This is a genomic window from Teichococcus coralli, assembly GCF_009829925.1.
Lineage (GTDB): Bacteria > Pseudomonadota > Alphaproteobacteria > Acetobacterales > Acetobacteraceae > Pseudoroseomonas > Pseudoroseomonas coralli.
The window spans coordinates 45,859-59,458 of the sequence record NZ_SNVJ01000014.1; the positions used below are offsets into that span (position 1 = coordinate 45,859).

Here is a 13,600-nt window from a genome sequence, read left to right on the forward strand (position 1 = left end):
CCATGAGCAAGCCGCGCGACCAACGCGCCTGGCTGCTGGTCCTGCCGGTGGTGGCGCTGGTCGCCTTCTCGGCGCTGATCCCGGTGATGACGGTGGTCAACTATTCCCTGCAGGACACGTTTGGGAACAACGTGTTCTTCTGGAACGGCCTCGGCTGGTTCCGCGACCTGCTCGACCCCGCGACGGAGTTCGGCGGCCGCTTCCGCGGCGCGTTGTGGCGCACGCTGCTGTTCAGCGCGCTCTGCCTGCTGATCGAGGTCCCGCTCGGCATCGGCGTGGCGCTGACCCTTCCCCGGCGCGGCTGGGGCGTCGCCGCCTCGCTGGTGCTGCTGGCCCTGCCGCTGCTGATCCCGTGGAACGTGGTCGGCACCATCTGGCAGGTCTTCGGCCGCGGCGACATCGGCCTGCTCGGCGCCGCGCTGAACGGCCTCGGCATCGACTACAACTACGCGCAGGACCCGCTGGACGCCTGGATCACCGTGGTGCTGATGGATGTCTGGCACTGGACCTCGCTGGTGGTGCTGCTCTGCTATGCCGGGCTGCGCGCCATCCCCGACGCCTACTACCAGGCCGCCCGGGTGGACGGCGCCGGCGCCTGGGCGGTGTTCCGCGCCATCCAGCTGCCGAAGCTCCAGCGCGTGCTGACCATCGCCGTGCTGCTGCGCTTCATGGACAGCTTCATGATCTACACCGAGCCCTTCGTCGTCACCGGCGGCGGGCCGGGCAACGCCACCACCTTCCTCTCCATCGACCTGGTGAAGATCGCGCTCGGCCAGTTCGACCTCGGCAAGGCGGCGGCCATGTCGATCGTCTACAACCTGATCGTGCTGACGGTGTGCTGGATCTTTTTCGCCACCACCACGCGTGGCCAGAGCGAAGCGGTCGGGGAGCGGTCATGAGCGAGGCCCGTCCCCGCACCATGGCGGCGGCGCCCGCGCTGCCCGCCCTCCACAGGCCGGCGCGGGAGGGCGCGCTGCGGGCCGCGCTGCCGCGCCTCGTGCTCGGCCTCTACCTGCTTTTCCTGCTGGTGCCGATCTACTGGCTGGTCAACATGAGCTTCAAGACCAACCTGGAGATCAGCTCGGCCATGACGCTCTGGCCGCGCGAGCCGACGCTGGACAACTATCGCCGCATCTTCACCGATCCCTCCTGGTATGGCGGCTACATCAACAGCCTGAAATACGTGCTGCTGAACACGGCGATCTCGCTCGCCGTCGCGCTGCCGGCGGCCTATGCCTTCAGCCGCTACCGCTTTCTCGGCGACAAGCACCTGTTCTTCTGGCTGCTGTCCAACCGCATGGCGCCGCCGGCGGTCTTCGCGCTGCCCTTCTTCCAGCTCTACAGCGCCGTGGGCCTGTTCGACACGCCCTGGGCCGTGGCGCTGGCGCACTGCGTCTTCAACGTGCCGCTCGCCGTCTGGATCCTGGAGGGCTTCATGTCCGGCGTGCCGCGCGAGATCGACGAGACGGCGGCGATCGACGGCTGGTCCTTTCCCGCCTTCTTCATCCGCCTCTTCCTGCCGCTGGTGGCGGGCGGCGTCGGCGTGGCGGGCTTCTTCTGCTTCATGTTCTCCTGGGTCGAGCTGCTGCTGGCCCGAACCCTGACCACGGTGAACGCCAAGCCCATTGTCGCCACCATGACGCGCACCGTCTCGGCCGCGGGCATGGACTGGGGCCTGCTGGCGGCCGCCGGCGTGCTGACCATCATTCCCGGCGCCGTGGTGATCTGGTTCGTCCGCAACCACATCGCGCGCGGCTTCGCGCTCGGCCGCGTGTGAGGGGGGCATCGCCATGGACCTTTCCTGGATGGCCTGGACCTGGCCCTCGGCCCTGTTCTTCGGCCTTTTCCTGGCGGTGCTGCTGGTGATGACGCTGCTCGCCCTCCGCTGGCCCGAGACCGAGCGCATCGGCATCCTGCGCCTGCCCACCACGCGCGGCGACCGGCTCTTCCTGACGCTGCTCGGCGCCGCCTTCATTCATCTGGGCTGGCTGGCGCTGGCGGGCGAGGCGCCGCTCTGGGGCGCCAGCCTGCTTTCGCTGCTTTTCGGCGCGGCGATGTTCCGCTGGGCCTGAACCGGGCGCGCCCGCCGGGGTTCCGGGCGCCAAGCACGACGGAGGAAATGAACGTGAATGAAGCCAATCTTGGCCGGCGCGGCGTCCTCTTCGGCGGCGCCGCGATCCTTGCCGCTCCCGCGATCCTCATGCCCCGCCACAGCCTGGCGCAGGGCATGGACACGGCCCGGCGCTGGGTGGAGCAGGAGTTCCGGCCCTCCACCCTGACGCCCGATCAGCAGATGCAGGAGATGGGTTGGTTCGCGAAGGCCGCGGCGCCCTATCGCGGCCAGGAGATCAACGTCGTCTCCGAAACCATCACCACGCATGAATACGAGGCGCGCACGCTGGCGAAGGCCTTCTCCGAGATCACCGGCATTAACCTGCGGCACGACCTGCTGCAGGAGGGCGACGTGGTCGAGAAGATCCAGACCCAGATGCAGTCGGGCCGCAACCTCTACGACGCCTGGGTGAATGACAGCGACCTGATCGGCACGCATTTCCGCTACCAGCAGGCGGTGCCGCTGACCGACTGGATGGCAGGCGAGGGCAAGGAGCAGACCCTGCCAACCCTCGACGTGGAGGACTTCATCGGCCGCAGCTTCTGCACCGCGCCGGACGGCAAGCTCTATCAGCTGCCGGACCAGCAGTTCGCCAACCTCTATTGGTTCCGCTACGACTGGTTCACCCGCCCGGCCATCAAGGAGGCCTTCCGCAAGCAGTTCGGCTACGAGCTGGGCGTGCCGGTGAACTGGTCGGCCTATGAGGACATCGCCGAATTCTTCACCAACACGGTGAAGGAGATCGACGGCATCAAGGTCTATGGCCACATGGACTATGGCAAGAAGGATCCCTCGCTCGGCTGGCGCTTCACCGATGCCTGGCTCTCCATGGCCGGTAATGGCGATCGCGGCATTCCCAACGGCAAGCCGGTGGACGAGTGGGGCGTGCGCATGGAAGGCTGCCGCCCGACCGGCTCCTCGGTCGAGCGCGGCGGCGACACCAACGGCCCGGCCGCCGTCTATGCGGTGAGCAAGTATGTCGAGTGGCTGAAGAAATACGCACCGCCCGAGGCCGCGGGCATGACCTTCTCGGAATCCGGCCCGGTTCCGGCACAGGGCAACATCGCGCAGCAGGTCTTCTGGTACACCGCCTTCACCGCCGACATGGTGAAGCCCGGCCTGCCGGTGGTGAACGCCGACGGGACGCCGAAATGGCGCATGGCGCCCTCGCCGCACGGCGCCTACTGGAAGGAGGGCATGAAGCTCGGCTACCAGGATGCCGGTTCCTGGACGCTGCTGAAGTCCACGCCGGTGGACCGCCGTCGCGCCGCCTGGCTCTACGCGCAGTTCTGCGTCTCCAAGGCCACCAGCCTGAAGAAGAGCCATGTCGGCCTCACCTTCATCCGGGAGAGCGACATCTGGCACAACTCCTTCAGCGAGCGGGCACCGCTGCTGGGTGGCCTGATCGAGTTCTACCGCTCCCCGGCGCGCGTGCAGTGGACGCCGACGGGCGTCAACATTCCCGACTATCCGCGCCTGGCGCAGCTCTGGTGGCAGAACATCGGCGATGCTTCCGCCGGCGCCAAGACGCCGCAGGCGGCGATGGACGCGCTGGCCGCGGCGCAGGACAGCGTCATGGAGCGGCTGGAGCGCTCCAAGGTGCAGGGCGACTGCGGCCCCAAGCTCAACCCGAAGACCAGCGCCGAGCACTGGTACGACCAGGCGCAGAAGGACGGCAACATCGCGCCCCAGCGCAAGCTGGCGAATGAGAAGCCGCAGGGCGAGACGGTGGACTACGACATGCTGATCCGCTCCTGGCCGGCCACCCCGCCGAAGCGCGCCTGACCTGACCGGACGGGGGCGGCATGCGCCTCCCCCGTCGCCTCTTTCGCCAGGGACCTCCCCATGCCTGCCAACGGCCATGTGCTCGCCCTCGACCAGGGCACCACCTCCACCCGCGCCATCCTCTACCGCACGCCGGAGCTGGTGCCGGTCGCCACGGCGCAGCGCGAGTTCGCGCAGCACTTCCCGGCCTCGGGCTGGGTGGAGCACGCGCCGGAGGATCTGTGGGAAAGCTCCCTCGCGGTGATGCGGGAGGCGCTTGCCAGGGCGGGGCTGCGGCCGGCCGACATCGCGGGCATCGGCATCGCCAACCAGCGGGAGACGGCGCTGGTCTGGGACCGCCGCAGCGGGCGGCCGATCCACCGGGCCATCGTCTGGCAGGACCGCCGCACCGCCGGGGCCTGCGCGGCGCTGCGCGAGGCGGGCCATGCGGCGCGGGTGGCGGAGGTGACGGGCCTGCTGATCGACCCCTATTTCTCCGCCACCAAGATCGCTTGGATGCTGGACGCGGTGCCCGGCGCGCGCGAGGCGGCGGCGCGCGGCGAGCTGGCCTTCGGCACGGTGGACAGTTTCCTGCTGTGGCGCCTGACCGAAGGCCGGGTGCATGCCACCGACGCCACCAATGCGGCCCGCACGCTGCTGTTCGACATCCGCCAGGGCCGGTGGGATGCCGGGCTTTGCGAGCTGTTCCGCGTGCCGATCTCCATGCTGCCGGAGGTGCGCGACTGCGCCGCCGAGTTCGGCACCACCGGCGTGCTGGGCGGGAGGGTTCCGGTGCTGGGCATCGCCGGCGACCAGCAGGCGGCGACGCTGGGGCAGGCCTGCCTCCGCCCGGGCATGGTGAAGGCCACCTATGGCACCGGCTGCTTCGCCCTGGTGAACACGGGGGAGCGGCTGGTGGCCTCGCGGCACCGGCTCTTGACCACCATCGCCTACCAGCTCGGCGGCCGCCGCACCTATGCGCTGGAGGGCGCCATCTTCGTCGCGGGCGCCGCGGTGCAGTGGCTGCGCGACGGGCTGCGGCTGATCCGCGACGCCGCCGAGAGCGGCGCGCTGGCGGCGCGCTCCGACCCCGCGGCGCGGCTCTACCTGGTGCCGGCCTTTGTCGGGCTCGGCGTGCCGCATTGGGATTCCGAGGCGCGCGGCGCCATCTACGGGCTGACCCGCGCCTCCGGCCCGGCCGACTTCGCGCGTGCCGCGCTGGAAAGCGTCGGCTACCAGACGTGCGACCTGATCACGGCCATGCAGTCCGACATGGCGGGCCTGACCGAGGCCGGCGAGGCGGTGCTGCGGGTCGATGGGGGCATGGTGGCGTCGGACTGGACCATGCAGTTCCTGGCCGACATCCTGGGGGCGCCGGTGGACCGGCCGGTGCTGCAGGAAACCACCGCGCTCGGCGCCGCCTATCTCGCCGGGCTGCAGGCCGGGCTATGCCCGGAGCCGGAAGGCTTCGCCCGGCACTGGCAACTGCAGCGGCGCTTCCTTCCCGCCATGCCTGCCGAGGCCCGCGAGGCGGCTTATCAGGGCTGGCGCCGCGCCGTGCGCCGAACCCTTTCCAGCGTGCTGTGATGGCGCGGGGCGGCGGCATCGATCTCTGAACCCGGTCCGGCGAAGCCGTTCCGGCGCAGGCTGGTCGCCTCGGCCATGCCCCTCCACCCCGTCCTCATGGCCTGGCCTAATCCACGCGCACGCCGGCGGCGGCGATCACCTCTCCCCAGGCCTTGCGGTCCCGCGCCATGCGGGCGCCAAACGCCTCAGGCCCTTCGAACATGGGCGTCAGGCCGTTGTCGCGGAGCTGCTTCTGCAGGGCGGCATCCTGCAAGGCCCGTCTGGTGGCCTCAGCCCAGGCGCTGACGGCCGCCTCCGGCATGCCGCGCGGACCGCACAGCCCGAACCAGCCGGCGATTTCCAGCCCCGGCACGGCGCCCGAGAGCAGCGGGACTTCGGGAAAAGCGGATTTCATGGACGCGTCCCCGAGCGCGACGAGGCGGAGCTTGCCGCCCTGCACCTGGGAGATGACGTCGCCGAGGTTGGTGACCATGAAGTCGGCGCGCCCGGCCATGATGTCGAGCGCCGCCGGAGCCGCCCCGCGATAGGGGACATGCAGCAGCTTGATGCCGGCCATCCGCTGCAACCGCTCGCCCGAGAGGTGCTGCGCGGTGCCGATTCCGGCGCTGGCGTAGCTCAGGCCGCCGGGCTTCGCCCGCGCCGCGGCCAGGAAGTCCTCCATGCTGCTGTAGGGCCCGCCCGCCCGCACCACGGCGCCGTAGCTGGACAACGCGACATTGGCGACTGGGATCAGGTCCTTGCGCGGGTCGATGGGCATCGGCAGCCCAGGCAGCTCCGGGCTGATGGTCATGGTGCCCATGGGGCACTGGAACAGCACCGAGCCGTCCGTATCGCCGCGCACCACGGCTTCCGCCGCGATGAATCCGTTGGCGCCCGTCCGGTTCTCGACCACCACGTTGCGTTCGAGGAGCGGCGCGACGGCGTTCGCGACCAGCCGTGCCACCAGGTCCGAGGTCCCGCCAGGCGCGAAGCCGCCGATGATGCGCAGCGTCCGGTCGGGAAGCTGCGCCCGGGCGGGCGGAGCGAGAGCGGCGCAGGCCACCAGGGCCGCAGCGAGCACGCGTTTCAACATCTTGGTTCCTCCCTGCCCATCCGGGCTTGCTTATTCAACGCGGATGCCTCCGGCGCGGATCACCTCGCGCCACTGCTTCCAGTCCTGGGCGATCGTGGCGGTTGGCGCCGGTGCGGTTCTCCACCACCGGCTGCTGTTCGAAGGCGGGCGCCACCGCCTCGGCGACCAGCCGCGCGACGATGTCGCTTGTGCCGCCCGGCGCGAAGCCGCCGATGATGCGCCGCGGGTGGTCCGGAAAGGCATGGGCCAGGGGCGGGCAGAGCGCCATGGCCAGAATGGCCGCGGTCGCCAGGATCTTCCTCATGACGTCCTCCCGGGCCACCATTCCCTGGGCGGTCCCTTGTTTCGTTGTCGCCGGGACGGCGGATCAGGGCCGCATCTGCAGGCGCCCCGGCTGCGGCATCCGCAAGGGCGCGGCGAGCTGTGCGAAGTCGCAGAGCAGCCGCCGCGTCTCGCGCGGATCAATGATCTCCTCCACCCAGAAGGTCTCGGCGGTGCGGAAGGGCGAGCGGAGCTGGTTCAGCCGGTCCTCGATCTCGCGCAGCTTCTGCGCGGGGTCGGGCGCGGCCTCGATCTCGGCCCGGTAGGCGGCCTCGATGCCGCCTTCGAGCGGCAGCGAGCCCCAGCGCGCGGAAAGCCAGGCATAGCGCAGCGAAAGCCGCCCGGCCGGCTGGTGCGCGGCGCCCGCGACGCCGAAGGCGTTGCGGATGATGATGCTGCACCAGGGCACCGTGGTCTGGTTCATCGCCGCCATGGCGCGCACGCCGTGGCGGATGGTGGCCGCGCGCTCGGCCTCCAGGCCGATCATGAAGCCCGGGCAGTCCACCAGATAAACGACCGGCAGGTGGAAGGTCTCGGCCATGTCGAGGAAGCGCACGGCCTTCTGGCAGGTGTCGGCCGTCCAGGAGCCGCCGTAGAAGTACGGATCGCTGGCCATCAGCGCCACGGCGCGGCCGCCGAAGCGGGCGAAGCCGGTGATCAGCGAACGCCCGAACATCCGGCCTTGCTCGAAGAAGCTGCCGCGATCGACCACCGCCTCGATGATCCGCCGCATCTGGTAGACCCGGCGCCGGTCGCGCGGGACGATGGAGAAGAGGGAATCCTCGCGCCGCCCGGGATCGTCGTCGCAGGGCAGGTCGGGCGGCAGGCCATGCACCGAGGAGGGCAGGTAGGACAGGAAGCGGCGGGCGCATTCGAAGGCCTCCTCCTCGCTGTCCACCGCATGATCGACGGCGCCGCTCCTGGTCTGGATCTCCCAGCCGCCCAGCGCCTTCTTGTCGAGGTTCTGGCCGAGCCGGGCGACAACGGGCGGCCCGGCCACGAACATCGCGGCGGTTTCCTTGGTCATCACGGAGTAATGGGTCGAGGCGAGGCGCGCCGCACCCAGCCCGGCCACCGAGCCGAGCCCCAGCCCCACCACCGGCACCGCGCTGAGGTTGAGCGTCGTGTAGTTGAACAGGCCGGTGCCGCCGACGCCGCCCGGCAGGTTGGCCCGCCCCGTCGTCTCGATGGTCTTGACCGAGCCGCCGCCGCCCGAGCCCTCGATGATGCGCACGATCGGCAGGCGGAACTCGTTGGCCATCCGCTCCGCCATCAGCGGCTTCTCGCGGATGGTGGCGTCGGCCGAGCCGCCGCGCACGGTGAAGTCGTCCCCCACCAGCACCACCGGGCGCGCATCCAGCGTGGCCCGGCCGAAGACGCAGTTGGACGGAGTCAGCCGCTCCAGCTCGCCGGCCCCGTCATACGCCGCCCGGCCGGCGATGGCGCCGATCTCGTGGAAGCTGCCGGGATCGGCCAGCTTGTCCATTCGCTCGCGCACGGTGAGCCGGCCGCCGTCGTGCTGGCGGCGCACCTTGTCGGGGCCGCCCATCTCCCGCGCCATGGCCTCGCGCCGGCGCAGCTCGTCGAGTTCCGGCTGCCAGTCGGTGACGGGGGTGGGGATCGTGTCGGGCATCGGAACCTTCCTGTCCATCGGCTCAGGCGGCCGTCACGGCCAGCAGCCCGGCGCGGGCGCGGTCGAGGAAATGCGTATCCACCTGTCCCGCCGCCATCTCGGGACTGCGCAAGGCGGCGGCGAGGAAGCCGGCGTTGAGCCGCACGCCCGTGGCCGAGCAGCGATCGAGCGCCGCCGCCAGCTTCGCCAGGGCCTCGGCGCGGGTGGGGGCATGCGCGATGATCTTGGCCATCATCGGGTCGTAGAAGGGGGTGAGCGTGTCGCCCTCGCGCACGCCGGCATCGATGCGCAGGCCTGGTTCCGCCTCGGGCAGGACCAGTTTCTGCAGCCGTCCCGGCGAGGGCAGGAAGTTGCGGGCCGGATCCTCGGCGCAGAGCCGCGCCTCCACGGCATGCCCAGCCAGCCGGACGGCCTCCTGCGTCCAGGGGAGCGCCTCGCCGCGGGCGATGCGGATCTGCCATTCCACCAGGTCCAGCCCCGCGACCATCTCGGTGACGGGGTGCTCGACCTGCAGGCGGGTGTTCATTTCGATGAACCACACGCGCTCCGCCCTCGGCGCCTCCCCGGCATCCGCCACGAACTCCACCGTGCCGGCACCGACATAGCCGACCGCCCGCGCGAGGGCGACGGCGCGGCGGCCGAGCTCCGCCCGCAGCGCTGCATCCAGGCCGGGGGCGGGGGATTCCTCGACCAGCTTCTGGTGGCGGCGCTGCAGGCTGCAGTCGCGCTCGCCCAGGTGCAGCACCGTGCCCTGCGCATCGGCCAGGATCTGCACCTCGATATGCCGTGCGCGCGGGACCAGCTTCTCCACCAGCACGCGGCTGTCGCCGAAGCCCGTGGCCTCGCGCCGGGCGGCGGCGAGGGCGGCGGGGAACTCGTCCGCGCCGGCGGCGCTGCGCATGCCGCGCCCGCCGCCGCCTGCGACGGCCTTGATCAGCACGGGGAAGCCGATCCCCCGTGCCGCCGCCAGCAGGCGGGCGTCCGACTGGTCCTCGTCGTCATAACCCGGCACCGCCGCCACGCCGGCGCGGCGTGCCACGGCCTTGGCCGCGGCCTTGCTCCCCATGGCGCGGATCGCCGCCGGGGGCGGGCCGATGAAGGTCAGGCCCGCCTCCGCGCAGGCCTCGGCGAAGGCGGCATTCTCGCTGAGGAAGCCGTAGCCGGGATGCACCATGCGGGCGCCGCTGCGGCGTGCGGCCTCCAGCAGGGCGGGGATGGACAGATAGGACTGGCGGGGATGAGCGGGCCCGATCGGCTCGGCCCGGTCGGCCGCCGCGACGTGCAGGGCCGCGACATCGGCCTCGGAAAACACGGCGATGCTGGGCAGGCCCATGCGCCGGCAGGTGGCGGCGATGCGGCAGGCGATCTCGCCACGGTTGGCGATCAGGACCGGGCCTTCCATCCTCAGGCCTCCAGCAGGGCGACGGCCTGGCCTTCCTCGACCTGGTCGCCCTCCGCCACCAGCACGGCGGCGATGCGGCCGGCCCGCGGGGCGGCGACGGGAATTTCCATCTTCATGGACTCCAGCAGCATCACCGTATCACCCTCGGCGAGCTGATCGCCGGGCTTGGCCTGAATCTGCCAGACGGATGCGGTGATCTCTGCGGCGATTTTCACCTCGGCCATGATAGTCTCCCCCCGGCGTCTTAATTTGTTGTCACAGATCATAGCAGGCGGGCGGGAGTGTCAAGCGACCGTGCGGCCTTCGAAACGGAGGGGAGCATGAGCGGACCTGCGGCCGCGTCGGCGCCGATCACCACGGAAAGCGTCGGCGCCAAAGTTTACCAGCGGCTGCGCCTCGACCTGATGCGCAGCCGCTTCCGGCCGGGCGAAAAACTGAAGCTGCGCGACCTGGCGCAGGAGCTTGGGGTCAGCTCGACACCGGTGCGGGACGCGCTGGCTCGGCTGGTCAGCGAAGGCGCGCTGGAGCAGTTCGACCATCGCTCCGTGCGGGTGCCCGTGCTGTCCGACGAGCGCTTCCGCGAGATCGTCGAGCTTCGCGCCGAGCTGGAGGGCAAGGCCGCCGCGCGCGCCGCCGAACGCGCCCGGCCGGCCGATGCCGACCGGCTGGCGGAGATCCACGCGCGCATGACGGCGGCGCGGCTGGCCGGCGACGGCATCCCCATGCTGGAGGAGAACGAGCGCTTCCACATGGGGATCTGCGCGCTGTCCGGGATGCCGGTGCTGACGCGGATCATCGAGGGGCTGTGGCTGCAATGCGGCCCCCTGCATGCCGGGCTGCGCCAGGTGCGCTTCCTGCACCACCCGGACGCGCATCCGCACCACGAGATCATCCGCGCCATGCGGGAGCGGGACGGCGCCCTGGCGCGGCTGGCGATCCAGCGCGACATCAGCGTCTATGCCGAGGTGCTGCTGCGGCGGTTGCCGGAGATCAACATCGGCGCCCTGACCGGAAGGCGCCGCCTGATGGTTGACGCGCGGGAATGAGGGCAGTTTAGTTGTCACAAATCACAAAATAGGCCGCGGCAGCGGCCAGAGGAAGAATGCCCATGCCCCGGCCGCCCCATGCCGTCCTGCCGCTCGCCGCCATCCGCGTGCTGGAGGTGGGCGGCGGCACTGCGCTCTCCTATGTCGGCAAGCTGTTCGCCGATTTCGGGGCGGAGGTGCTGAAGCTGGAGCCGCCGGGCGGCGATCCCCTGCGCCGCCAGGCGCCGCTGGTCGAAACCGGCGAAGGCCGGGAATCCGCCTTGTTTGCCTGGCTCAGCACCAACAAGCGCAGCCTCACCGCCGACACTGCCGCCGCGTCGGGGCTTGAGCGCGCACGGCAACTGCTCCCCGGCTGCGACGTGCTGCTCGATGCGAGGCCGCGCGACGAGCGCGAGGCGGCGCCGCTCGGGATCGGCTTGCAGCATCTGGTGGCAGCCGAGCTGTCCGATTTCGGCGACAGCGGCCCCTATCGCGACTTCGCCGCGACCGACACGGTGCTGCGCGCCCTGGCCGGGGTCTTCGCCTGCACCGGTCCGGCGGAAGGGCCGCCCTCGCTGCTCGGCGGCATCGCCGGGGCGGTGACGGCGGCGCTCGCCGCCTTCAACGCGGTGGCCGCCGCGCTCTGGTCCGGCGCCGGGCGCCGGCTGGAGATCAGCCTTCATGAGGCCAACATCGCCGTGGCGGAGTACCAGGCGGCGCAGAGCGTCACCAACCCGGAGGTGGAGCGCCGCTATGGCGTCAACCGCTTCGCTCCCACCTGTCCGCTCGGCGTCTATCGCTGCAAGGAGGGGTGGCTGGGTGTCTCGGTGGTGACACCGGCGCAGTTCCGCGGCTTCTGCGAAATGATCGGCATTCCCGAGATCGGGCATGACCCGCGCTTCGTCGTCGGGCTGGACCGGCTGCGCCATGTGGAGGAGCTTGAGGCACTGTTCGTCCCCCGCCTGCTCGGGCGCAGCGCGGAGGAATGGTTTGCCGAGGCGATCCGCCGCCGTCTCCCCTTCGCCGTGGTGCCGGACATGGCGACGCTGCTGCAAACGCCGACGCACCGCGCCCGCGATGCTTTCGCCACGGTGGAGCGGGGCAACGCGCGTTTCGAAGGGCCGACCCTGCCGCAGCGGCTGACCCGCACGCCGCCCCTGCCGGGCGGCCGGGCGCCGCGCGCCGGCGAGCATGACGGGATGGCGGCACCACCGGCCCGTGGCCCCGCCGCCCCGCGCCCGGTGCCGCTGCCGCTCGCGGGGCTGCGCGTCGTGGACCTCTCGATGGGCTGGGCCGGGCCGCTCTGCACCCGCCAGCTTGCCGATCTCGGCGCCGAGGTGATCAAGGTGGAGGCCTGCCAGTATCCGGACTGGTGGCGCGGCGTGGATCCCCGCCCCGCCTTCTTCGCCGAGCGGCGCTACGAGCAGGATGTCCGCTTCGCCGTGCTCAACCGCAACAAGGCCGGCATCACGCTCGACCTCACCAGGCCGGAGGGCAAGGCGCTGTTGAAGCGGCTGGTGCGCGACGCCGACGCGGTGGTGGAGAACTATGCCCGCGAGGTGCTGCCGAAGCTCGGCCTCGATTACGCCGCCCTCTCCGCCGAGCGGCCGGACCTGGTGATGCTCTCCATGCCCGCCTTCGGGCTGGAGGGGCCCTGGCGCGACGCGCGCGCCTATGGCTCGACGCTGGAGCACGCCTCCGGCCTGCCCACCGTTTCCGGCGCGGCGGACTGGCCGCCCACCACCAACCAGCTCGCCTATGGCGACCCGATCGGCGGGCTGAACGCCGCCGCCGCCCTGCTGGTGGCGCTGCTGCACCGCCGGCGCACCGGCGAGGGGCAGCAGATCGACCTCGCGCAGGTCGAATGCATGTTCACGCTGGCGGCGCCCTGGATCATCGCGGCCTCCGTCACGGGCGATGCCGGGCCGCGCCTCGGCAACCGCCATCCGGAGCTGGTGCCGCACGGTGCCTTCCCCTGCCGGGATGAAGGCTGGACCGTGGTTGCGGCGCAGGATGACGCGGCCTGGGCGAGGCTGGCGCGCGCCATCGGCCGGCCGGACCTGGCGGAGGACCCCGCGCTGGCCACCGCCGCCGGCCGCCGGATCCGCGAGGGGGCGCTGGAGGAGGCGATCGCCACCTGGACGGCCGGACGCACCGCGGAAGCCGCGATGGCCGCGCTGCAGGCGGCGGGCGTCGCGGCCGGCGCCGTGCTCTGGCCGAGCGCCCTGAAGCGCGACCCGCACCTCGCCGCGCGCGGATTCTGGCAGGACGCCGAGCGGCCCTTCATCGGCCGGCACGAGCAGCCCTCGGCCCCGTTCCGCGAGGCGGGGAAGGGTCCCTATGCGGTGCGCCGCCCGGCGCCGACCCTGGGGCAGGACAACACCGCCGTGCTCGGGGGCCTGCTCGGCCTCCGGCCGGAAGAACTGCAACGGCTGGAGGCCGAAGGCATCATCGGTTGTGATGCGGTGCCGGTCGCGCAACGGAAGGCGCGCACGCCGATCATCTGATCGCGGCACCGCAGAGGACCGAAGGAGGAACCATGTCCATGAGGCGGCCGCTTCGCCTCGGCGCCCTCCGCCCGCAGGCTTCCCCGGCTCTCCCGATCGCCTGTTCGCCCACCGCTGCCATGCCGGATTGCCGCCCCGGCCTCAGAAACGGAAGCGGCACCGGTTCACCGTCATGT

12 protein-coding genes are annotated in these 13,600 nt (G+C 71.4%); 7 read left to right on the forward strand and 5 right to left on the reverse strand.

The annotated features are described in order from the left end of the window. The first annotated feature begins 2 nt into the window (after positions 1 to 2). Genes E0493_RS15555 through glpK form a run of 5 tightly spaced genes read left to right on the forward strand, consistent with a single transcriptional unit; the run spans position 3 to position 5,464 of the window. Positions 3 to 899, forward strand: a complete 897-nt coding sequence (locus E0493_RS15555; RefSeq protein WP_160938157.1) for a carbohydrate ABC transporter permease — start codon at positions 3 to 5, stop codon at positions 897 to 899. Continuing rightward, positions 896 to 1,777, forward strand: coding sequence for a carbohydrate ABC transporter permease (locus E0493_RS15560; protein ID WP_235913809.1), 882 nt, complete (start codon positions 896 to 898; stop codon positions 1,775 to 1,777). Before E0493_RS15555 ends, E0493_RS15560 begins: the two co-directional genes overlap by 4 nt. Positions 1,778 to 1,790: 13 nt before the next feature. Then, positions 1,791 to 2,072: a DUF2160 domain-containing protein gene (locus E0493_RS15565; protein ID WP_160938158.1), complete on the forward strand. Its 282-nt coding sequence runs from the start codon at positions 1,791 to 1,793 to the stop codon at positions 2,070 to 2,072. 53 nt (positions 2,073 to 2,125) lie between these two features. Then, a complete protein-coding gene (locus tag E0493_RS15570; protein WP_456316349.1) occupies positions 2,126 to 3,898 on the forward strand; it encodes an ABC transporter substrate-binding protein in 1,773 nt (590 codons plus the stop codon). A gap of 60 nt (positions 3,899 to 3,958) precedes the next feature. Further along, positions 3,959 to 5,464: a glycerol kinase GlpK gene (gene glpK, locus E0493_RS15575; protein ID WP_160938160.1), complete on the forward strand. Its 1,506-nt coding sequence runs from the start codon at positions 3,959 to 3,961 to the stop codon at positions 5,462 to 5,464. A gap of 106 nt (positions 5,465 to 5,570) precedes the next feature. On the opposite strand, the gene E0493_RS15580 is transcribed toward glpK, so the two are convergent. The 5 genes from E0493_RS15580 to E0493_RS15600 all read right to left on the reverse strand — a co-directional run bounded on the left by E0493_RS15580 (position 5,571) and on the right by E0493_RS15600 (position 10,116). After that, positions 5,571 to 6,536 carry a Bug family tripartite tricarboxylate transporter substrate binding protein gene (locus E0493_RS15580; RefSeq protein WP_160938161.1) on the reverse strand — a complete coding sequence of 322 codons (966 nt, stop codon included), beginning with the start codon at positions 6,534 to 6,536 and terminating at the stop codon, positions 5,571 to 5,573. A gap of 34 nt (positions 6,537 to 6,570) precedes the next feature. After that, entirely contained in the window at positions 6,571 to 6,840 is a 270-nt protein-coding gene (locus tag E0493_RS15585; RefSeq protein WP_160938162.1) for a type 2 periplasmic-binding domain-containing protein, read from the reverse strand. Between the two features lie 63 nt (positions 6,841 to 6,903). After that, complete coding sequence (locus tag E0493_RS15590; RefSeq protein ID WP_160938163.1) at positions 6,904 to 8,490, reverse strand: acyl-CoA carboxylase subunit beta; 1,587 nt, start codon at positions 8,488 to 8,490, stop codon at positions 6,904 to 6,906. 22 nt (positions 8,491 to 8,512) lie between these two features. Then, the gene (locus E0493_RS15595) at positions 8,513 to 9,892 is read right to left on the reverse strand and encodes an acetyl-CoA carboxylase biotin carboxylase subunit (protein ID WP_160938164.1); all 1,380 of its coding nucleotides are present in this window, start codon (positions 9,890 to 9,892) and stop codon (positions 8,513 to 8,515) included. A 2-nt stretch (positions 9,893 to 9,894) separates the two neighbouring features. After that, positions 9,895 to 10,116 (reverse strand): biotin/lipoyl-binding carrier protein, encoded by a 222-nt coding sequence (locus E0493_RS15600; RefSeq protein ID WP_160938165.1) that lies wholly within the window; start codon positions 10,114 to 10,116, stop codon positions 9,895 to 9,897. A 96-nt stretch (positions 10,117 to 10,212) separates the two neighbouring features. Between E0493_RS15600 and E0493_RS15605 the strand changes: the two genes are divergently transcribed. Then, positions 10,213 to 10,938: a GntR family transcriptional regulator gene (locus E0493_RS15605; protein WP_160938166.1), complete on the forward strand. Its 726-nt coding sequence runs from the start codon at positions 10,213 to 10,215 to the stop codon at positions 10,936 to 10,938. A gap of 62 nt (positions 10,939 to 11,000) precedes the next feature. Continuing rightward, entirely contained in the window at positions 11,001 to 13,424 is a 2,424-nt protein-coding gene (locus E0493_RS15610; RefSeq protein ID WP_160938167.1) for a CaiB/BaiF CoA-transferase family protein, read from the forward strand. The last annotated feature ends 176 nt before the right edge of the window (positions 13,425 to 13,600 follow it).